Annotated in this window: 16 protein-coding genes; 8 read left to right on the top strand and 8 right to left on the bottom strand. The window is 43.3% G+C overall.

The window, feature by feature from the left end:
- The first annotated feature begins 216 nt into the window (after positions 1-216).
- Together MusilaSJ_RS19805 and MusilaSJ_RS19800 are read left to right on the top strand one after the other, a co-directional pair.
- Positions 217-543, top strand: a complete 327-nt coding sequence (locus MusilaSJ_RS19805) for a hypothetical protein (protein WP_188834777.1) — start codon at positions 217-219, stop codon at positions 541-543.
- Between the two features lie 291 nt (positions 544-834).
- Entirely contained in the window at positions 835-1,956 is a 1,122-nt protein-coding gene (locus tag MusilaSJ_RS19800) for a DNA-methyltransferase (protein ID WP_274986574.1), read from the top strand.
- On the opposite strand, the gene MusilaSJ_RS19795 is transcribed toward MusilaSJ_RS19800, so the two are convergent.
- The 4 genes from MusilaSJ_RS19795 to MusilaSJ_RS19780 are packed head-to-tail and all read right to left on the bottom strand — an operon-like array spanning position 1,943 to position 3,925.
- Positions 1,943-2,698, bottom strand: coding sequence for an MjaI family restriction endonuclease (locus MusilaSJ_RS19795; protein ID WP_274986573.1), 756 nt, complete (start codon positions 2,696-2,698; stop codon positions 1,943-1,945). The two genes, MusilaSJ_RS19800 and MusilaSJ_RS19795, sit on opposite strands and share 14 nt — an antisense overlap.
- A 48-nt stretch (positions 2,699-2,746) precedes the next feature.
- Positions 2,747-3,106: a hypothetical protein gene (locus MusilaSJ_RS19790; RefSeq protein WP_274986572.1), complete on the bottom strand. Its 360-nt coding sequence runs from the start codon at positions 3,104-3,106 to the stop codon at positions 2,747-2,749.
- A gap of 19 nt (positions 3,107-3,125) precedes the next feature.
- Positions 3,126-3,719, bottom strand: coding sequence for an MjaI family restriction endonuclease (locus MusilaSJ_RS19785; RefSeq protein WP_274986571.1), 594 nt, complete (start codon positions 3,717-3,719; stop codon positions 3,126-3,128).
- Positions 3,716-3,925 carry a helix-turn-helix domain-containing protein gene (locus tag MusilaSJ_RS19780; protein WP_274986570.1) on the bottom strand — a complete coding sequence of 70 codons (210 nt, stop codon included), beginning with the start codon at positions 3,923-3,925 and terminating at the stop codon, positions 3,716-3,718. The genes MusilaSJ_RS19785 and MusilaSJ_RS19780 overlap by 4 nt, the downstream gene beginning before the upstream one ends.
- A gap of 178 nt (positions 3,926-4,103) precedes the next feature.
- Here MusilaSJ_RS19780 and MusilaSJ_RS19775 point away from each other — a divergent pair, with 178 nt between their 5' ends.
- Entirely contained in the window at positions 4,104-5,714 is a 1,611-nt protein-coding gene (locus tag MusilaSJ_RS19775; RefSeq protein ID WP_274986569.1) for a mechanosensitive ion channel family protein, read from the top strand.
- A gap of 328 nt (positions 5,715-6,042) precedes the next feature.
- Here the strand turns inward: MusilaSJ_RS19775 and MusilaSJ_RS19770 are convergent, their stop codons facing one another.
- Positions 6,043-7,023 carry an acyl-ACP desaturase gene (locus MusilaSJ_RS19770; RefSeq protein WP_274986568.1) on the bottom strand — a complete coding sequence of 327 codons (981 nt, stop codon included), beginning with the start codon at positions 7,021-7,023 and terminating at the stop codon, positions 6,043-6,045.
- Positions 7,024-8,168: 1,145 nt separating this feature from the next.
- Between MusilaSJ_RS19770 and MusilaSJ_RS19765 the strand changes: the two genes are divergently transcribed.
- From MusilaSJ_RS19765 to MusilaSJ_RS19745, 5 genes are all read left to right on the top strand, one after another.
- Positions 8,169-9,515 carry a sensor histidine kinase gene (locus tag MusilaSJ_RS19765; RefSeq protein ID WP_274986567.1) on the top strand — a complete coding sequence of 449 codons (1,347 nt, stop codon included), beginning with the start codon at positions 8,169-8,171 and terminating at the stop codon, positions 9,513-9,515.
- Between the two features lie 11 nt (positions 9,516-9,526).
- Complete coding sequence (locus MusilaSJ_RS19760; protein WP_274986566.1) at positions 9,527-11,614, top strand: cellulose biosynthesis cyclic di-GMP-binding regulatory protein BcsB; 2,088 nt, start codon at positions 9,527-9,529, stop codon at positions 11,612-11,614.
- Between the two features lie 168 nt (positions 11,615-11,782).
- Positions 11,783-13,636, top strand: a complete 1,854-nt coding sequence (locus MusilaSJ_RS19755; protein WP_274986565.1) for a glycosyltransferase family 2 protein — start codon at positions 11,783-11,785, stop codon at positions 13,634-13,636.
- Positions 13,633-15,201 (top strand): hypothetical protein, encoded by a 1,569-nt coding sequence (locus MusilaSJ_RS19750; protein WP_274986564.1) that lies wholly within the window; start codon positions 13,633-13,635, stop codon positions 15,199-15,201. Before MusilaSJ_RS19755 ends, MusilaSJ_RS19750 begins: the two co-directional genes overlap by 4 nt.
- A gap of 1,147 nt (positions 15,202-16,348) precedes the next feature.
- Positions 16,349-17,647: an IS110 family RNA-guided transposase gene (locus tag MusilaSJ_RS19745; RefSeq protein WP_274985884.1), complete on the top strand. Its 1,299-nt coding sequence runs from the start codon at positions 16,349-16,351 to the stop codon at positions 17,645-17,647.
- 1,067 nt (positions 17,648-18,714) lie between these two features.
- Here MusilaSJ_RS19745 and acpS read toward each other — a convergent pair.
- The 3 genes from acpS to MusilaSJ_RS19730 are packed head-to-tail and all read right to left on the bottom strand — an operon-like array spanning position 18,715 to position 20,511.
- Positions 18,715-19,095 (bottom strand): holo-ACP synthase, encoded by a 381-nt coding sequence (gene acpS / locus MusilaSJ_RS19740; RefSeq protein WP_274986563.1) that lies wholly within the window; start codon positions 19,093-19,095, stop codon positions 18,715-18,717.
- A 1-nt stretch (position 19,096) separates the two neighbouring features.
- A complete protein-coding gene (locus tag MusilaSJ_RS19735) occupies positions 19,097-19,726 on the bottom strand; it encodes a MazG C-terminal domain-containing protein (RefSeq protein ID WP_274986562.1) in 630 nt (209 codons plus the stop codon).
- Positions 19,723-20,511, bottom strand: a complete 789-nt coding sequence (locus MusilaSJ_RS19730; protein WP_274986561.1) for a dCTP deaminase domain-containing protein — start codon at positions 20,509-20,511, stop codon at positions 19,723-19,725. Before MusilaSJ_RS19730 ends, MusilaSJ_RS19735 begins: the two co-directional genes overlap by 4 nt.
- Positions 20,512-20,525: the final 14 nt, after the last annotated feature.

Below are 20,525 nucleotides of genomic sequence, written 5' to 3'. Positions count from 1 at the left end.
GGCCCGGGCTTTCCGTTGCAAGTCCTCGCTTTTCCGGTCCACAATCCCTATACGCGCTGCGGGCTTTACACTGCAATCCCTAACGCTCCCCCGCACAACCCTGTTGGCAATAACATGGTTGGTTTTAAGAATTTATAAAACCATCCGGAAAAATACTTTCCAAACAATCCCTCCTTCAACTTTGTACTATTTAATACATCGCTAATATACCAAATTATGAAAATCATCACCCTCCATACCAATACCGACATCAACCAGTTATACCAGTTACTGCACGAAAAACTTAACCCGCTGTTTCAGGAGCAACGAAAAAGCGAATTAAATTTCACCGTTGAGCGCAAAGGCGGGGCGGTTGAAATTTCGTTGCCTGCTGTTTATGAAGGCGCACTGTTCAGCATCGCGATTAACGGTAACGAACTTTGGATTACCCGGAATGAACATTATGTTGATGATGTAAACTCGCTCACCGTCGAATCGATCCTGAATGATCTGTTCAGCAAAATTGCCGGTAATTTGGGTACGGATCTGGTACAGGAGGGTTGACCAAACTGTAAGTTTGGCACATAGCTATCCTTTTGCATATTTCATCAATCAACTTCATGAGTGATAGGATATATTGGTATTAAATAGTCATGCTCTTGACCATAGGGCACACATTTAGTTTTCGCAGAAAGGCAATAAAATTAGTCAGAGCTTGTAATAAAGTTGATCAAATAAATTCACTATACTTATGCTAATAGGCAAATCTAAAAACAACACTGTCTTTTCTTAACATTCCGTAAAATTTAGACACGTCACTTGTTGACTTTAAGTAACTTTTAGTACTTTTACAGCATGATTTTTTCTACAACCAAGCATGAGATTTTAGTTGGGGCCGCAGACAAACGGTTGGAAAGTATTGATGACCATACGGTGAATTTAGTAGTTACTTCACCTCCTTATCCTATGATCGAAATGTGGGACGAGATCATGGCTAATCAAAATCCAACTATAGTGAATGCACAAGCCGTTGGAAATGGTAGCTTGAGTTTTGAACTTATGCATCGGGAATTAGACAAAATTTGGGCGCAGGTGGAGAGAGTACTTGCCCCTGGTGGATTTGCTTGTATAAACATTGGGGATGCCACAAGGACGATCAACGAACATTTTTCTCTATATAATAATCATTCACGTATTGTATCTACATTTGTTAAACTCGGATTCACCAATATGCCCAACATCATCTGGCGAAAGCAGACTAATGCTCCTAATAAATTTATGGGCTCAGGAATGCTGCCTGCTGGCGCGTATGTTACATTAGAACATGAATGGATCTTAATCTTTCGTAAAGGAGGGAAACGAGTGTTTAAGACAGAAGAAGAGAAAGCATTGAGGCGTGAAAGTGCCTTTTTTTGGGAGGAAAGAAATATTTGGTTTTCCGATCTTTGGGACTTGAAAGGCACAAAACAAAAAATCGAAAATCAGGAATCAAGAAACAGAAGTGCCGCCTACCCTTTTGAATTACCTTATCGGTTAATTAATATGTATTCCGTTAAGGGCGATATCGTGTTAGATCCGTTCTTAGGAACAGGAACTACTACTTTGGCTGCTATAACATCCGAAAGAAATAGCATAGGCATTGAGATTGATTCTTCTTTTGTACAAATCGTAGACGAAAATGTAAATAATGCTGCTCCTGCACAATTGAACAGATATATACAGAACCGCGTTGAGCAACATAAAATCTTTCTACATAATCGCAGTAATGACGCGAAGAAAAACGAAATTAAACATTTTAATCCTCACCTTAATCTACCTGTAATGACTTCACAGGAAACCGGAATAAAGGTATCCTACTTGAGGGATGTTAAGAAAACTAAAGAAGGATTTGAAGCATCCTATACAGAAACATCTAAAAATGAACACCTTTCATTCAAAAGACGTAGCATTTCCAATCAGGAGCTTATAAATTTTTAAGAATTTCTTGATTAATAATATTTCCACTGCTACCAGCAATTATATCATAAACGGGAACTCCATATTTTGCTTTGTATTGTTGATTTTTTTGTTGATTTGCAAAGCGGGCTTTATTGATATAAGGGGCATTCCGTGTATAAGATTCGGGTTTGATCTGGAGTCCGTAAATTAAATGATCATTTTTAAACACTTCGTAATCGACTGCATATTTATGATCAAATTCACCTTCAACTTTTCGGAAGTCTGCTTGTGGTAATAGACCTTTTAATGTCGCAATGGTATTTACTTCTCTTACAACCACTCCATTCCAGGTTTCACAAATTACTCGAAAGCGCACACACTGAAAGCAATCTTCTATAGTTAAGTCATAACCATTATTTTTTACGACTCCGTGTAACAACTCACCCTTTCTATACAATTGCTCTTCGGTTCTACCAAACTGAAAGTTTAAGTTCTTTAAATCCCAGGATAATTTCCGAATACTCGCTCCATTTTTTAAGACAAGTTGTTCATCATTCACTAACACCCGCTGCTCATCATTCAAATGTTGGATTTGATGGTTTCTTTTTTCACCACTTGTATAGTAAAATAATTCCCAATCCTCCTTAGTTACAAATTCTTCAATAACAATCAGACTGGTTACATAACCAACAGACCAGGGGTCATTTAACATCAGGTCATTCCAGGTTTGGTTGGTTGATCTGAATTTAGCGATTTCTATTGGTAAAATAAACTCGTTCATGATATTTAATGCATATTAATCTCATCACCGAATTGATGAACTTATATTTTAGATAATTGTCAATGGTAACCTCGTCGTTGGTGGATTGGTCGCATTCCATTGAGTTATCAAAGCACTTCTCCTAGTATTATCACTTCTTATTCGCCCTTCAAGGCTGTCAAGATATTCATCAATCTCAGCAGTTGTACTTATTATAAAAAAACCTGGTGGCCGACCTGTTGTTGATCCAATCAAATCTCCATCATGCTCGATACATTCTTTTATTAGTTTCCTAAGTTTTGTTTGATTTTTAGTGGGTGTATACCCTAATGTTTGTTCTAATACAGGAGCGGTAATCGCTGCGAGCTTCCCTATTCCCAAAGTGTTAAGCAAAGCTTGCCTTTGTTGCTGCGTAAAGGTAATTGGCATATATTGAGGAATTATGTGTTTAAATATCGAGTCCTGGCAAATCAAACTCAATTACAATTTCACTTTTCTTTTTATCGTAAAAAATGATAGGTACATCAATTACCTCATTTAATCCAAGCTTAGTTTTGTAAGTAGTTGGCTTAATGCTAACCGGTATATCGCCAATCACTCCATCAATTCCTTTGCTTTCTTCTTCAGGAGTAGCCAGCCTATATTCTTTGTTATATTTCGTTGCAACAGTTTTTAAAATTGCCTGCTGAAATTTCAGCCCCGCAAATGTTTTAACGATTACAAGCTCTTCAATCCATTGTTTTACTGTATCTCTGTCAATCTTTTGAATGTTTTCCTGGAACGCTTTCACCATTTCCCATACTTTATCAGAAGCGTCATCAATAGCTTTCGGGTAACTTTCAAGATACCATTTTTCCCAATCAGCAAGTGAAGTACCTTCAAATTGTTGGATGAGATCACTCATTTGTCCCACTACTTTCGCTCTTGTACCTTGTGCATTTTGATTTGCCAGGTTCATAATTTGAGTGGCATATTTCAGGTAATTATATTTCTTGCCGGAAAGTAATTCTTGCACTTGAGCATTGGGTATTTTTATTTTCATATTCCCTGAAATAATTCACTTAAGCTGACCTTAAGTGCTATGGCTATCTTTTCTAAATTAACTATAGAAATATTTCGCTGACCGTTTTCAACACTTGCGATATAGCTTCTGTCTAAGTCTGCCGTATATGCTAAATCTTTCTGCGATTTACCGTTTCTTTCACGAATATCTTTTATGCGATTCCCGACTTTCGACTTAATTTCCATTGTTGTAAAGATGCCAGAATGTAGACTATAAGCCAAAGACTATAAGTAACACTACAAAACATTTAATTAAAAAATCCATATAAAAAAACTATCTCAAAGCGGCAAATCATTTTGGAATTTCAGGCACGAAATTATAATCTCATTATTTATTTTTTAGCTTTAACAGAAAAACATCCCTATGCCTAAAATTTATAGCCTGCTCATCCTTTTTCTGTTTGCTGCATTTACCACACAGGCACAAAAACTCGCTGAAAAAAACGGCGAACCGGTGATCATTAACCGGGATACCCTGTTTAAATTTTATGCCCCGCAGGGATTGTTTGATCCTAAAGAGCGCGCCGGGATTGTTACCCAACGCATTAAGGCCCTGATGAGCCGGTTAGATTTTAACCCGGATTCGTTAACGCTTAAAAACGATACGTCCATATCGATAATAACCTACAACGGCCAGATGATCATGGGCGTTAACAATACCGATGCCTCTTACTCCGAACTGAACCGGCCGCAGCTGGCAGCAAGCTACTTATCCATACTAAAAAACAAACTGGGCAATGTTTTTGAAAGCAACAGCCCCAAACAATTAATCACCAACGTGCTCGAAGCCGTGGCGGTTGTTATTTTACTGATTTTACTGATCTGGATCGTTAACAAGGGCTTCAGGTGGATAAAATTAAAGATTATACTGGGTTGGGAACGCCGGGTTGAAAAGCTGTCAGCCAAAGGGGCGCCCGTGGCTTATGCCTCACGCCTGCTTCCTTTTATCAGCGGACTTGTAAATATTGGCCGGCTACTCGTTATCCTGCTGCTGGTTTACCTGGCTTTGCCCGTATTGTTTTATATCTTTCCTTCGTCGCAGCCTATTGCTACACAGTTGATCGGCTTTGTGGTTAACCCCTTGAAAAGTATCCTGCTGGCCATTGTTCACTTTATACCCAACCTGCTTACCATAACGGTTATTTATTTGGTTACCCGCTACATTGTAAAACTGGTAAAATTTATAGCTACCGAAATAGCAAACGGGGCCATCGCTTTAAAGGGCTTTTATCCGGAATGGGCTATCCCAACTTACAATATCATCCGGGTACTGATGTACGCGTTTATGTTTGTGGTGATATTTCCATATTTGCCGGGGTCGCAGTCTAAAGTGTTCCAGGGGGTTACTGTGTTTATAGGCGTACTGTTTTCGTTAGGCTCCTCGTCGGCTATTGCCAATATGGTATCGGGCATTGTACTTACCTATATGCGCCCCTTTAAAATTGGCGACCGCATAAAAGTTGGCGAAATTATGGGCGATGTAATTGAAAAAAACCTGCTGGTTACCCGTGTGCGCACTATTAAAAACGAAGACGTAACCGTGCCCAACGCTACCATTTTAAGCGGTGCTACGGTTAACTATACGTCATCGTCAAAAACGTTGGGTTTGATACTGAATACCAGTGTTACTATTGGCTACGATGCCCCCTGGGAAAGTATCCATAACCTGCTCATTAGTGCGGCCGAAGCAACAGAGGGGATTCTTGCCCATCCAAAACCGTTTGTACTGCAAACCGCTTTGAATGATTTTAATGTGAGTTACCAGATAAACGCGTATACCGATCAGCCCGGCAAAATGGCCATGATCTATTCGGCATTGTATCAAAACATACAGGATAAATTTAATGAAGCAGGCATGGAGATCATGTCGCCGCACTTTACAGCTGTGCGCGATGGAAGCCACATCCAGATCCCCGAAAACTATGTTGCCGATGGATATAAAAAGCCGGGGTATAAGATAGAACGGGATAGCTAAAAGCCATTAATAAGCTGAAAGCCGAAGGCTTAAAGCAGAAAGCTATAGGAAAGAGCTAAAAGCAAAAAGCTCTGAAAAAGAAGCACTAACCTAAAACCCGGTTGCAAGGAAAGCTTTAAGCCTTCGGCCTTTAGCTTTAAGCTTAAAAATCCTCCTTTAGCGCAAGTCTTGAGCGGAGAAATGTGTAATGGGTGACTTGTGCTTTATCGGATAGGGGAAAAATAGCTGAAAGCCTAAGGCTTAAAGCAGAAAGCTATAGGAAAGAAGCTTACTAAACCCGATTGCAAAGCAAAGCTTTAAGCCTTCGGCTTTCCGCTTTAAGCTAAAATCAACCGTTAATCCAGGTAAACTTATACTCCAGCATTGGGTTTTTCATGCGCTCGGCTACGCGCAGTAAGCGGGCCGGAAGGTTTACCACGTAATCGCGGGCTTTTTCGCCGGCTTCGTCCAAACCTGTTATGCTTTCGATATGCCAGTCGGTAAGCAGCTCTTTCAGGATATCAACATAGTCGATAGCGGTGTAAATGCCCAAACGCTGTGCAGCATCGGTAAAATGACCAAAAGTTTGACCTACTTTTAAACCAACCTCGCGCAGGAAGTGGGCAGGCATTACAATCTTTTTACGCATCATATCCTCAAAAGCTATCATGGCTTCGCTTGGATCTACCTCAAATATTTTTTCGATAAAGTACTTGTAAGCTTTAGCATGGCGGGCTTCGTCGGATGCGATAACACCACACATTTTTGAAAGCAGCGGATCGCCGTATTTTTTAGCCTGCGATGCTACACGACGGTGCGATACATTGGTTGCCAGCTCCTGGAAAGAGGTATATATAAAGTTACGATAAGGATCATGACCGGTACCAATGTCAAAACCATCAGAGATGAGGTATTGGGTGGAGATCTCCATCATGCGCATATCCACACGCCCAGACAGGTACAAGTATTTGTTAAGCAAATCGCCATGGCGGTTTTCCTCACCGGTCCAGTGGCGGGTCCATTTCATCCAGCCGCCTTCTTCATTGTCAGATACGCCTTCAACCATGGTAAGCCATGATTCGTAAGTAGGCAAAGCCTCTTCGGTAATAGTATCGCCAATTAAAACAGCAATCAGATCATATGAAAGGCCTGCAGCGCTTTCCTGCAATTCCTTAATCTCGGTAAAGAACGAGTCTCTTGAAGAATCAGGCAAAAAATCAGACGGCTGCCAGATGGTATCAATCGGTTTCAGGTATTCATGTATCTTTTCTAACATGAACTTTTCGATATGCACCATTACTTCTCTGCGCTTTTCTTCAAAAAATCTCATAACTGTATATTAGTGAGCAAAGGTAATAAAATTGTAACATTAATGTTTAAAATTTCACCGTACGGCGTTAATTGCGTCTTTCATACGCAAGGATAAATTTCCCACAACCAACCTGCAGTTAAACAGTGAAAAACTACTGTTATAATCCCAAAGCATGCCAGGAATATCAAGCTCTTTTAAAGCCTCGCGTACAGCCTTGATATACCCGCAGTGGCAGTTATCATTTAGGGATTGTTCGGTGCCATCGCGGGAGCACATAGGGTAATTACTTTCGCCGGGGGTGTTTTTGCCTTTGGGTTAAGTGCAGGAAAATTTTCCGCATTGTATGGAAATGATACCCCGGTGGTTGCAACCTGATCGCCCACCCGGCTTGCGCCCTGGTGAATAAAAAAGAAAGGCTCGTAAAAGTGAAAAGTGCAGATGATATAGTCATCGGTCAGCCTTACCAACCTGCTTAGCTCATAGATGCTGTTATAATTTGACGCACCTACAATGATGGTACGTGTTTATCAATTTTACGGATATCCGTAACAATATTATACGCCGCAACTTTCCACACTTTGGGGTTAATATGGGGCGGCTTATTATAGATCTCGAAAAACAGATTGTTATCACCTGCGTTTTATACCTTTTAGTTAATTTCAGCCACAAATCAATTGTTTGCGGTGTTTCTGTGAGATAATTATTGTCGCCCAATCTGCCATAATGATAATCTATCACCAGGCTCAATCCATAAGTATTGCATCGCTTAGCAACTTTATCGATACAGGTAAATAGCCGCGCCGTTGCTTTAGGGCCAAAAGAAGTAAAAGCCACAGGCAGCCTGATACTTTTGAAGCCCAGCTTTTGAGCAACATAAAATTGGATTTTTTTAATGGTGTTTGGGGCGGTGAGCCGTCGTTCCGGATTTGCTCAGACCATAAAATACTGATACCCTTGCTTAAACCTTGGCCCGGTTTAAAAGCAACTTCCCGAGCTTGCCGGGGAATTGGACGGCTTTTTGCAACGGCAATTATTACTGTTGGCAACAGTAACAACAAACCTGTTTAAATTATCGTATAACGAATATTTTTGTCTATCAATATTTAACGGAGGTAATTTAAACAGCGGCCTTAATTTTTAATTACAATTCAAGATAACAAATAATGTTTGTTCAAATTACCAACGAAGAATTAATTAGAGAGACCTCCAAAAAAGCATGGTATCAAACCAATAATATAATCTGGACAATTATATTTCTGTACCCTCTTTTTAGTATTGTTGATTTTATTTACGCTACAAACTACTGGCTGCAGTTTTTTATTATCCGCATTATCACTATCCTTATTATATACGGCCTGTTCAGTTATTTTCAGCATAAACAATTTAGTTACCGCATATTATTGCATATCAGTTTCTTTATGCTTTCGGTAACGGCAGCTATATTATGCAACCTGGTAAACATTCAGTTCCTGACCATTTACTTTATGCTGTTTGCTACCACCCTGCTGTTTTTTAACCTGCAGGTTTTTTGGGAGCCTTTAAACTCCATTATCCAAACCTTAATGGCGCTATTGTTACTGGCCATTTTCTTTAACCTGCTAAGCGAATACAACCTCGACCTCGTTTTAAGCAACGGCGGGCAGATCTTTTTTATCATCTCGGGCATCTCCTGCTTAATACCCGGGGCGCGTTATAAGGTGATTCAGCGTGAAGTACGCGCGCAGATCATGATCGAAAAATCAAACGAGCAGCTTAAACAGCAAAACAAGGATATCAACGAAAAAAATAACCTCATCGATCATCAGTATGAGCAGCTCCGCAAGCTCGACAGCCAGAAGAACAGCTTTATCAATATTGCCGGACACGACCTTAAAAACCTCATTGGCTCTATTATAATGAGCAACAACATGATCAGGGAGGAAGATTTCAGGCTGAGCACCGACCAGAAAGAATTTGTGGGCTACATCGCCGAATCGGCCGATAAGATGCAGTATATGCTCAACAAGCTGATGGATGTTAAGGAGATCGAATCGCCGGATATGAAATTCAACATGGAGATCTTTGATATCAACGTTGAAGTGATGCATGTTTTTAAAGGCCTGTACGAAACTGCCCTCATGAAAAACATCCACCTGGTTGATAATATCCTGAAGCTGCCCCTCAACGTGCGGCTCGACAAAGTATTTGCCGGCCAGGTGTTTCAAAACCTGCTATCAAACGCCATCAAATTTTCGCAAACCAATAACAGCATTAAGGTAGTAACCAGCCTGCAGCGCCAGCGTTTTGTTTTCGAGATCATTGACGAAGGTATAGCCATAGGCCAACAGGAGCTGGACATGATGTTCAACAAGCTTAAAACCCTTAACGATACTCACGGCGTTACGGAAAGCCGCCTGGGTTTGGGCTTATCAATTGCCAAGCTGATGACCCAAGAAATGGGCGGCGAGCTCAGCTACCGCAGTAATGACAACGGTAATTATTTCAGAGTAGAATTTTACGTAATAAATTAATATTGATATCAATGAATAAGTTTTTTACCTTATTAGCCTTTATCCTATTATTCAACACGGCTTCGCAGGCTCAGGGCAACAGCATTGCATCCTTTAAAGCCTACGGCCATGACGATGAGGTGGTATACGGCATGAGCGGCGCTATTTCATTTTACTTCAAGGTCACCCCTTTGATTGAAATGAATGGCAGTAAACTGGTTTTATTTTTTGAACCGTCGCAGGCATTGATAAAATCGCATTCGTACATTAACCTGGTTATTAATAACAAACCGGCATACAGCAGCCACCTGGGCCCCGATTCTATCCAGAAGATCACCCTTAACCTGAGCCGCGCCGACCTGAGCCCCGATAAATTCCTCAAGATCCAGATCAAAACCCTGCTCACCATTACCGATGACCAGTGTAAAGACCTGGATAACCCGGCGATGTGGTTAAGGATCAAAAACTACTCCTACCTGTCGCTGGTTAAAAGCAATAAAAACTTTTTTGATAACGTAAATATCAGCAACTGCTTTGACTCCAAAAAAGCTATCGTTTACCCGTCAAACCCAAGCCTGCACGACCTTAAGGCCGTAGCCTGGGCCTATTCAAGGTTAAAAAAGACCCAAACACGTGAGATTGCCGTTTACGAAGAAAGCAAACTGCCCGACAGCGTTCGTAACTACATCAGGGTAGGCGCCATTGATAAATTACCGGCCGATGCGCGCGCATTGGTAAAAGTTACCCCGCAAAATACGCAGGGTTTATTCTACCTGCATAAATCAGTAAGCCTGCTCACTGATACCATTGTGCACATGGTTGATGTAAAAGGCCGGTTTGTGCCGGTTAAAACCGTAACGCAGGAGCAATCGCCCAAAGAGGTGCTGTTTGTTACCGGCGGCGATGATACCGGCTATGAAAAGGCCATAACCGCCCTGGGCAACATGAATATCCTTAACTCAACCTATGGCGATTACCTGCTGATCAACAAGGCCGAGAACACCTTCTTTAAAACTATCGACGAAAACCGTTCAAAGCTATCCTTAAAGCAAATTGGCGGCGTGAGCGACTTCCTGTCGGGCATTGGCTCGTTAAAAAGCGCTTACAGCTTTAAAAACAGTGATTTCAGCTTCACCCCTAAAGAAGTGGAGATCCGTTTTGTTGCCAATTACAGCGGCCTTGCCCCCGGCGACCGCGGTTTCTTCAACATATACCTTAACGGCTTACTTATCAGCAGCGAAAAACTGGATGCATCGGGCAAGCTGAACAGCTCTATCACCATTAACCGTTACCAGCACCATAAATACAACACACTGGAGGCCGAATTTAGGTTTTACCCTACCAATGGCAACTGCCGCAACAGCTTCACCAACTTTTTTGCCGAAGTTGACGTTGACAAATCATACCTCGAATCAAAAAACCCCTTCATCACCAGCGACCTGAGCTTTTACCAGTATCCCGAGGCCTTTAACAACGGCACTACCAAAATTGTAGTAAGCGAGGAATACGCCAAATATGCCGCCGGTGCTATGGGCGAGATCATTTATGAGCTTAACAATAACATCAACGCCAATAACTTCCCCGAGTTTGTTTACTCGAAAGATTTGAAGCAAACTGATCTGAAGCAATACAATATCATAGCCCTGCTATCAAAAGATGATAAAGTACTTAAGGAGTTTCGCGATGCACCAATCAAGTTCGACAGGAACTTCAGGCTGTACAACACCGATAATAATAGCCCGGTTTACTCGCTTTCGGATACGGTATCAAACGGCCTGGCGCAAATATTTTACGGCGTAAGCAACAATGCTACCCTGGTGCTTACCGCTACCGGCACGCATGTTTCTGAAGCTTTCCTGGCGGTATCCAAATCCATTACCGAGCAGCTTTCAACCCTGTCGAGCAATGTTTGTATCTCGGATGTTAACTCCAACAAATACCTGTTCAACATCAACAAATCCAGCGAAAACCTGGAGTACATCGATACCAAGAGCGGCCTTACCCGTTTCTGGGACAGCTATAACCTGTATATATTGTTAGGCATCCTGATCCTGATCCTGCTTTCGTTCCTGTATGTGCGGTCAAAAGTTCAAAAATCGCAGGATCTGTTTAACGATTAATACCTCACCCTGCCCTCTCCAAAGGAGAGGGTTTTAAGAAAATGACGCTAAGGCATCATCATAAATACAGTAACAAACCGGCTCCCTCTCCAAAGGAGAAGGCTTTTAAAAAAAAAGAGCTCCCTCTCCTTTGGAGAGGGCGGGGGGTGAGGTTATAAAACACCTAATATGGATACATTGAGTATTTCTGTTCCTGAAATTTTGGTTGCCCACGGATTTATTTCGCCGGCCGACCAGGAAAAGATCCATGCTTTTTCGGAAAGATCGGGTATGTCATACCTCAAAATAGCCCTTAACTTCGGCTATGTTTCCCGCAAAAACTATGAACGCGCCTTAGGCAACGCGGGCTACCACTTTGCCGAAATCCGCCAGGAAGCCTTCGACCAGAAAATCCTCGACCAGGTTGACCTTAAATTTGCCAACGACCAGTTGGGCCTTCCCCTCCGCATCGAAAACAATAAGGTGGTTACCGTTATGGCCGACCCCGGCAATGAACTCTTCCTTGATTTTGTAAGGTTTACCTATGACATGGAACCCGAAGTCATCGTAGCATCCGACCTGGAGATCACCTGGCTAAGCCACAAGCTTACCGGGCAAAAATATGTGAAGGCATCCGTTTTTGAACTCCTTAAGCGCGACCCTAAAAGCTCGGCCTCAACAACGTTCACCACATCACAGCTTGTTTTCATTTTTGCCTTGTGGGGCATTACCGCCATCGGCCTTTTCCTCAACTTTAAAAATGTATCCATCACCATTAACTTAATCATCAGCTCGTTTTTCCTCATCGCCATTATCTTCAAATTGTTTTTGGCGCTGGTAGGCTCCCGGTTTGAGCTGCACCAGGCCGTCACCAAAGATGATTTGCGCACTATCGTAAACGATGAACTTCCGGTATACACCATCCTGCTGCCCGTTTACAAGGAAGATAAGCTGATCAAAAAACTCATCTGGAACCTGCAAAGCCTCGACTATCCGCGCCAGCAGCTGGATATCAAACTGCTTATTGAAGAAGATGATGATAAAACATTAAACGCCGTAAAAAACCTCGATTTCCCCTCTGTGTTTGAAGTTATTGTGGTGCCTTTCCACATGCCCAAAACCAAACCGAAGGCCTGCAACTACGGCCTGCATTTTTCGAGGGGCCAGTACCTCACCATTTATGATGCCGAGGATATCCCCGATACCGATCAGCTTAAAAAAGTGGTGGCCCTGTTTCATAAGCTGCCCGAAAACTATATCTGCATCCAAAGCGCCTTAAACTACTTTAACCGCAACGAAAACTTCCTTACCCGGATGTTCACCCTCGAGTATTCGTACTGGTTTGATTATATGCTGCCCGGTTTGGATACGCTGGATATCCCCATCCCGCTTGGCGGCACCAGCAACCACTTTAAAATGGACGCGCTGATTGAGCTTGGCGCCTGGGACCCCTTTAACGTAACCGAGGATGCCGACCTTGGCGTACGCGCCTATGCCAAAGGCTATAAGGTGGCCATAGTAAACTCCACCACGTACGAGGAAGCCAATAATAACTTCTGGAACTGGATCCGCCAGCGCTCGCGCTGGATCAAGGGCTACATGCAAACCTACCTGGTGCACATGCGCAACCCGCCGGCCCTCATCCGTAAAATAGGCTTTCGCGGTTTCCTGGGTTTTAACTTTTTCATCGGCGCCACATCAGCCACCTTTTTAATTTACCCGGTGCTGCTCATCATCTTTATCTGTTACCTCATATTTGATTTTTCAACCATCCGCAATTTGTTTCCGGACTGGGTGCTGTTCATGTCGATATTTAACCTCATGGTGGGTAATATCCTCATGATCTATATCAACATGATGGCCGTATTTAAACGCCGCTATTTCGAGCTCATTTTGTTTGCCATAGCCAACCCGGTTTACTGGCTCATGCACTCGGTAGCAGCCTATATGGGCCTGTACCAGCTTATCACCAATCCGTTTTACTGGGAAAAAACCAACCACGGTTTAAGTAAGGTTAATAACCCCACAAACGTTATTAAATGAAAATTGCCAAAAGTACATACCTGTTTATATTTACCCTGGTGCTGGCCGCCTGGTACCTGGTTATCGGCGTATACCTTAACCACTTAGGCTATTATAACCAGGAAAGCCTTTTTTATGTCGAAAAAACAAAGATCGTGTTTGAGGGGCTGGGCAACCGCCTTAAGGTAATGGGCTTAACCGCCCCGCTGCTGCCCTTTTACTCCTCGCTTATATTTTCGTGGGTAAACAGTTACCTCGCCCCGGTCATCGCATCGGCGCTGGGTACGGCGGGCTTCTTTTATCTTATTTCGCGCTCGTTTGTTATCAGGGTGAAGGATGATTTTTACCTCATCATGGTGGCCCTGCTATTTTTGCTGCATCCCGGTATCATTTACATGGCCTGCTCGGGCAAGGCCATTTACCTGGTAGTGATCTTCGTATACCTGTTTTTCCTTAACCTGCTTAAGTTTTACCGCTCAAACACCACCTTCCACGTATCCATAGCCAGTATGTGTTTGGTGATGCTCATTTTTTGCGATTACCGCTTCATCTGGCTTACCCTGTTCTTTATTCCGCTGGTGCTGTCCATCACGCTGGCCAGCCTTAACCTGGGCGAAAAGGAATCCATTTTCAGGCTGTTCATGAGCTTTAACAGTCCGTCGTTAAGACGTAAGCTTATCAATAAAACTTTTGCCATTTACGTGATCCTGTTTATCCTGCCCGTGGTATCCCTTGTTTGCTACAAGCTGCTTAACCAAACCCACGCCAGCGACTATAACTACTTTATGGAAAGCCCCCTGGCCACCTGGAACGTACTGGTCGACAAGCTGAATTACGACACCGCCGCCACCGCCGTAAACTACCAGCTGCCCGAACTCAGCATCCTGGTATCATTAAGGGTGATTTATTTTTGTCCGCTGATACTGTTTGGCCTGTACCTGCTGCGCGAAAGCACTTATCACGTGCTAACCGTACTCACCCTGTTTGCCTTTGTGGAGTTTTTGCACATTAAGTACGATAAGCTGTTCCTCACCTACCAGTACTACCTCATATTTTTATTTGTGGCGCTGCTGTGTATCATATTTAAGGTACATACCATCAAAAATAAGCTGGCCGTTAAACTGGGTCTGGCCTTGGTAATGGTACTGCAGCTATATACCGGCTACACCTTTTTAACCAACTCGCTCATTACCGACGAGCGCCGCTTCATCACCACCCTTAGCCGGCTGGAACCTAATACCGATCAAAACGAAAGCAAAGAAATAGCAGCCTATATCAATAGCCTGCCCGACGGTACGCACATCCTCATGGACGATGCCGTATCATACCCCATTGTGGCCTTTACCAACAATATCAAAAAACTAACCCTGCCCTACCAGCTCAACTCGTTCCTGTCGGCCATTGAAACCCCATACAAGTACGACGACTATATCCTGATAGCCACCCCCAAAAACCCCTTCACCGGCTACACCCAGCTCAGCGACCGGTACATCCCCGAAATCCGCCGCCTCAACAGCGGTGTAAACTATAAACGCGCCTACGAAACCGAAGGATGGATTTTGTACAAGGTAGTAACGTTGCAATAATCAGTGGGCAGTTTTTGGTGGGCATTTGCAGTTAGTTTTTAGTGGCAGTAGCAGCGGCAGTTGCAGTGATAGCGGCCTGTCACCATGAGCTTGTCGAAGGGTCGCGCGAAGAGGCCTGCCTCACCATGCTTCGAGAACCTCAGCATGACACCCGTTTTAATGTTGTCAACCTGAGTGCAAAGGCCTGTCACCCTGAGCTTGTCGAAGGGGCGCGCGAAGAGGCCTCACCCACCATGCTTCGAGAACCTCAGCATGACACCCGTTTTAATGTTGTCAACCTGAGTGCAAAGGCCTATCACCCTGAGCTTGTCGAAGGGTCGCGTGCAGAGGCCTAACCCACCATGCTTCGAGAACCTCAGCATGACACCCGTTTTAATGTTGTCAACCTGAGTGCAAAGGCCTGTCACCCTGAGCTTGTCGAAGGGTCGCGCGCAGAGGCCTAACCCACCATGCTTCGAGAACCTCAGCATGACACCCGTTTTAATGTTGTCAACCTGAGTGCAAAGGCCTGTCAGCCTGAGCCTGTCGAAGGGGCGCGTGCAGAGGCCTAACCCACCATGCTTCGAGAACCTCAGCATGACAACCGTTTTAATGTTGTCAACCTGAGTGCAAAGGCCTGTCACCATGAGCTTGTCGAAGGGTCGCGCGCAGAGGCCTAACCCACCATGCTTCGAGAACCTCAGCATGACACCCGTTTTAATGTTGTCAACCTGAGTGCAAAGGCCTGTCAGCCTGAGCTTGTCGAAGGGTCGCGCGCAGAGGCCTCACCACCATGCTTCGAGAACCTCAGCGTGACACCCGTTTTAATGTTGTCAACCTGAGTGCAAAGGCCTGTCAGCCTGAGCCTGTCGAAGGGTCGCGCGCAGAGGCCTAACCCACCATGCTTCGAGAACCTCAGCATGACACCTGTTTTAATGTTGTCAACCTGAGTGTTTAAATCCGTGGCCTCTGAAGGTGAAATGACATAGATTTGCTGAACCGTGCAGTGTGGCCGACCGAGTTATAGTGCTTATTGCCTGTTGCTGAGTATGGTTCCGAAGCAAGAGTCTGAAGGTATGGTACGATCCCTTGTGTGGGTGATTTGTCCGATGGGTAGCCTGTCTTTTCTTTAAACTCCTTCGGGCACGGTTTAAAAAGCGTTATAAGTATGGAAAAGATGCATTTTCATGCGGCAGGTATAGATATTGGAGCCCGCAAGGTATTTGTGGGTCTTGAAGGCCAGCCGGTTCGTTCGTTTGAGACTTTCACCAGTGATCTGGTATCACTTAAGAACTATTTATTGGAGCATAAGGTAAGTACAGTGGCAATGGAAGCCACAGGAGTATACTGGTATGTACTTTACGATATTCTTTTAGATGGGGGATTGGATGTGTGGCTTGTTGACGGAAGACAGACGCGCCAGTTACCAGGCAGGAAAACAGATGTAAAAGATTGTCAGTGGATACAGCAATTGCATAGTTATGGCTTGCTGAACCGCTGTTATGTATCCGAAGGTCATATCAAAGAATTGCGTAGTTACCAGCGCCTTCGTGAGGATCATCTTCGGAGTGCGGCCATGCATGTTCAGCACATGCAGAAGGCCTTAATAGAAATGAATATCCGTTTGCCGGAGGTATTAAGCCAGGTCCATGGAGTAAGCGGGATGGCGTTAATCGATGCGATACTGCAAGGCGAGCGAGATCCTGATAAGTTGTTTTCACTTTGCCATAAAAAGATCAGGGAGAATAAAGGGGAAGAGCTATTGAAAGCCCTGCAAGGTCATTATACAGCGCAAGGGCTTTTTGCATTAGGTCAGGCCTATAAGGCTTATGGTTTTTATCAAGGCCAGATAATGGAATGCGACAGCCAGATTGATAGTGTTTTACAACGGATCAACAGGGATAAGAACCTGCCACCGGGAATAAGCGAAGGAAAACGCAAGGCGATCCGTCACAACAAACCTCATATCAACAACCTGGGAGATCATCTGTTAAAAATATTTGATGGTAAGGATGCAACTAAACTTCCGGGTATTACAGATTACAACTGGTTACAGTTATACACAGAGGTGGGTTCGGATCTTAGCCGATGGCCAAGTGAAAAACATTTCACAAGCTGGCTTGGTTTATCTCCCGGCCAGGATCGTTCAGGGAAAAAGAACAAAAGTAAAAGTAAGGGTAAACCGGCCGTCGGGCAAATATTCAAACAAATGGCCCATGGATTATTGAACAGCAAGTATATCGGCTGGGGTTCATTTGCAAGAAGATTAAGGAGCAGAAAAGGTCCGGCAATAGCTATTAAAGCAACGGCCAGAAAACTGGCCGCTCAATACTGGCGTTTAATTGTAAAAGGAGCCGACTTTGTGGAAAAAGGGCTGCAAGCCTATGAAAATATCATTAAGGAACAGAAACAAAGGCGATTAGAGAAACTCGCCTTTGAACTAAATAGGGAACTTGTACCTGCTTAAATTATTATGTCATGGGTAGTGCAAAGGACTGTCACCCCGAGCTTGTCGAAGTGTCGCGCGCAGAGGCCTCACCCACCATGCTTCGAGAACCTCAGCATGACACCTGTTTTAATGTTGTCAACCTGAGTGCAAAGGCCTGTCACCATGAGCCTGTCGAAGGGTCGCGCGCAGAGGCCTGCCTCACCATACTTCGACGAGCTACCCATGACAAGATAAAAAATGTGGTTTTTCGCAGCAGATCAGCTTCGGGTGAAAACGAGCAGAACGATGCTGAGCGGTGCGGCTGCAGGGGCATAGCAAGTTTTTGCAGAAGCGGAGGCATTGCGTGCGAATCGGGGCAAAATAATTGCAGCCCGTGGTTCTGTTCGTTTTGCAGGGTGAAGGCCGCGCCGATGGCTATGAGGCCAGGTTGTGCGCAAAGAAGCCTCTCTGCTGCAAGCCTTTTTGGTTACTTTTGTGGCAAGACAAACGGCGGAGCCTTCTTGAGCACCTTAAAAAATGAACAACAGCGAAAAACGTAACTGGCCCCGCGCGGCCAGGAGCGCGACGATGCAAGTCAAATACTAATAAACCCCGTTACCAGCCTGTCGGGGATTGCTTCACTCCTTATAGCAATGACGTGGTGGATTTGTCATTTCACCTTCAGACGCCCCGGATTTAAACACTCAGCATAACAGCCGTTTCTCAATGCCTTAAATCCGAAATCGAAAAACCCAATTCCGAAATCAAAATAATGGCGTTGCCTGCGGCCCGGGCTTTACGCTGCAAATCCTCGCCTTGGCCCCTGCGCGAAGGCCTACGCAAGGCTGTGGGTTTTCCGCTGCAATCCCTAACGCGGGCGGGGGAGCGGGGGCCCGAAAAAGAGAGGATAAAAAATGTTTTGTCCGTCCGTTTTGGGGAAGGGTATATTTGGGACATGGTGTGGACAGGATGTTAAGTGTTTATTTATTGTTAAGCATTGTGGCAAGCATCTTATGCCTCGAATTTACTTGCGATAGCAAGGGAATTCTGAATCAAATATTTTTTTGGAGATTGTGCAGATAAACAACTGTTAACAACCGAGCTCGTTACTTTTCTGCGACAACGAATGCACAAGTTGAATTGTCGGTATGGCTAATGCTAACATGCCAATTTACAATGCCCATTTGCTCTGAAATTCTTTTTATCTCTCCCTCAATTTCAATGAAAGGCTGCCCAGTAACTGTCTGCAAAACTTGGATGTCAGTTAGTGCGATACCATCACGCATTCCAGTGCCGAGGCATTTCAGAACTGCTTCTTTTACGGCAAAACGTCCTGAGAAAAACCTGTCTGTTTTATGGTCATGGGAAAGGGAAAGATCTATTTCTTTAACTGAAAATATGCGTTTTTGAACACGAAAGTTAGTAGACCAATTTAATTTACGGGTCATTAAGTGATCTACAACGTCGCAGCCAATACCTACAATCATGTTAATTTGGGTTATTATGACTCGTATTACTATCGGATAACATCGTATAAGTTATAGCTTTATTAAGGGCGTCAAATTCCACCCTTCCACCTCCATTAGCCATTAATAACCGAAAAACATCATAGGCTTTAAGAATAGCTTTTTCCCATTCTTTTGCAGTTCTTACGTTAACTTCAAAGTCTTCGGTCATTTCTTTAATGATCCTAAGCGTTGTTTTGGATACGTTAGTTACCCCATCAAAGTAATTCCTTCGTTTAGCTTCATTAAAAATTATCATCGACAAGGCTTCTTCTGTAATGGTAGCACGAGCCCCATCTTCAACCTCATCAATCCAATAGTCACTTTTCCTTTTTTTCTTCATCATGGCCCTTGTACAAGGAGACCACCCCAAAATTGCAGCAAATGAATAATGAAATATGTCGTGAAAGCGATAATAGTCGCTGGTTTTTGAATTATCGTTTACTATATCGCCAAGTTGTACGCCATCCATTGTGACTTTGGTTTTCCAAACTTGATTTACAAACAAAGAATCAAAGTTTATAGTAAACTTTTTTGGCAATTGCTCCGACTCATTAAAATTAGAATCAAAGCCAATTGTGATAATGTTTCGCTTATTGTTTTGTGTTCTCATTTTTTCATCTTTATGGAGAATGTTATGTTATCGACTTTCTTATTTAGCTTTGCAACACTGTCTTTCATAGCTTTCAAGGCCGAATCGGCGACCATTTCTGTTGCCTTTTTTCGATATCCGTACTCTATTGCATCTTTTAATTTATTAGAATCTGTCCAAACCTTAATTAAAAGCGCGACAATACCTGTGAAAATCGCCAAGAAAACCCATTCAATTTTGGTTTTCATGTGTTTATTATCCTCTATTCTTTTACTTAATACATTAGGAGACGCTAATTCTCCTTGGCTCAAAGCTTTCACAGGAATATCAGGAATTCTTGTTTGCTTTTCGTGGGACCCCTTATATTCTTGATGCTCTTGATTTATTTCGGCAAACCATATCGGAAAATACGGTGTTCCGTTGCTGAGCCTAATATTTGAAGGCCCCGCATTATATACTGAAAACAATAAATTCCCCTCAAACCCGGGATCAACATGGAATCCGGATACATTAATCAATCCTTCAAATTTAATACCAGCTTTTATTGAGATAAAAGCAATCTTATCATTAGGTATTTTTACGTACTCTTTAGTCAATAACAACGCAAACTGACCTGGCCTAATTTCAATCATCTCATTATCCAATAAATGTTTTACTGATCTTTTTTCTGAATCAGTCAGAAATACTTCCCCACCGAGTGATAATTCATAGGCTCCATTTTTAATCCGTTTGGCATCAAAGGGATTAATGACTTCGGAGCCATTACCTAATAATATATGAAGATTGTCGTTACCAATAAATGACATTATATCGAATTATA

The organism is Mucilaginibacter sp. SJ (genome assembly GCF_028993635.1).
GTDB lineage: Bacteria > Bacteroidota > Bacteroidia > Sphingobacteriales > Sphingobacteriaceae > Mucilaginibacter.
This window is presented reverse-complemented; position numbering and strand designations above follow the sequence as displayed.

Bases quoted from the DNA above. Each gene is read 5' to 3' on its own strand.
- MusilaSJ_RS19805 (WP_188834777.1), top strand. From the start codon at position 217: ATGAAAATCATCACCCTCCATACCAATACCGACATCAACCAGTTATAC.
- MusilaSJ_RS19800 (WP_274986574.1), top strand. From the start codon at position 835: ATGATTTTTTCTACAACCAAGCATGAGATTTTAGTTGGGGCCGCAGAC.
- MusilaSJ_RS19795 (WP_274986573.1), bottom strand. From the start codon at position 2,698: ATGAACGAGTTTATTTTACCAATAGAAATCGCTAAATTCAGATCAACC.
- MusilaSJ_RS19790 (WP_274986572.1), bottom strand. From the start codon at position 3,106: ATGCCAATTACCTTTACGCAGCAACAAAGGCAAGCTTTGCTTAACACT.
- MusilaSJ_RS19785 (WP_274986571.1), bottom strand. From the start codon at position 3,719: ATGAAAATAAAAATACCCAATGCTCAAGTGCAAGAATTACTTTCCGGC.
- MusilaSJ_RS19780 (WP_274986570.1), bottom strand. From the start codon at position 3,925: ATGGAAATTAAGTCGAAAGTCGGGAATCGCATAAAAGATATTCGTGAA.
- MusilaSJ_RS19775 (WP_274986569.1), top strand. From the start codon at position 4,104: ATGCCTAAAATTTATAGCCTGCTCATCCTTTTTCTGTTTGCTGCATTT.
- MusilaSJ_RS19770 (WP_274986568.1), bottom strand. From the start codon at position 7,023: ATGAGATTTTTTGAAGAAAAGCGCAGAGAAGTAATGGTGCATATCGAA.
- MusilaSJ_RS19765 (WP_274986567.1), top strand. From the start codon at position 8,169: ATGTTTGTTCAAATTACCAACGAAGAATTAATTAGAGAGACCTCCAAA.
- MusilaSJ_RS19760 (WP_274986566.1), top strand. From the start codon at position 9,527: ATGAATAAGTTTTTTACCTTATTAGCCTTTATCCTATTATTCAACACG.
- MusilaSJ_RS19755 (WP_274986565.1), top strand. From the start codon at position 11,783: ATGGATACATTGAGTATTTCTGTTCCTGAAATTTTGGTTGCCCACGGA.
- MusilaSJ_RS19750 (WP_274986564.1), top strand. From the start codon at position 13,633: ATGAAAATTGCCAAAAGTACATACCTGTTTATATTTACCCTGGTGCTG.
- MusilaSJ_RS19745 (WP_274985884.1), top strand. From the start codon at position 16,349: ATGGAAAAGATGCATTTTCATGCGGCAGGTATAGATATTGGAGCCCGC.
- acpS (WP_274986563.1), bottom strand. From the start codon at position 19,095: ATGATTGTAGGTATTGGCTGCGACGTTGTAGATCACTTAATGACCCGT.
- MusilaSJ_RS19735 (WP_274986562.1), bottom strand. From the start codon at position 19,726: ATGAGAACACAAAACAATAAGCGAAACATTATCACAATTGGCTTTGAT.
- MusilaSJ_RS19730 (WP_274986561.1), bottom strand. From the start codon at position 20,511: ATGTCATTTATTGGTAACGACAATCTTCATATATTATTAGGTAATGGC.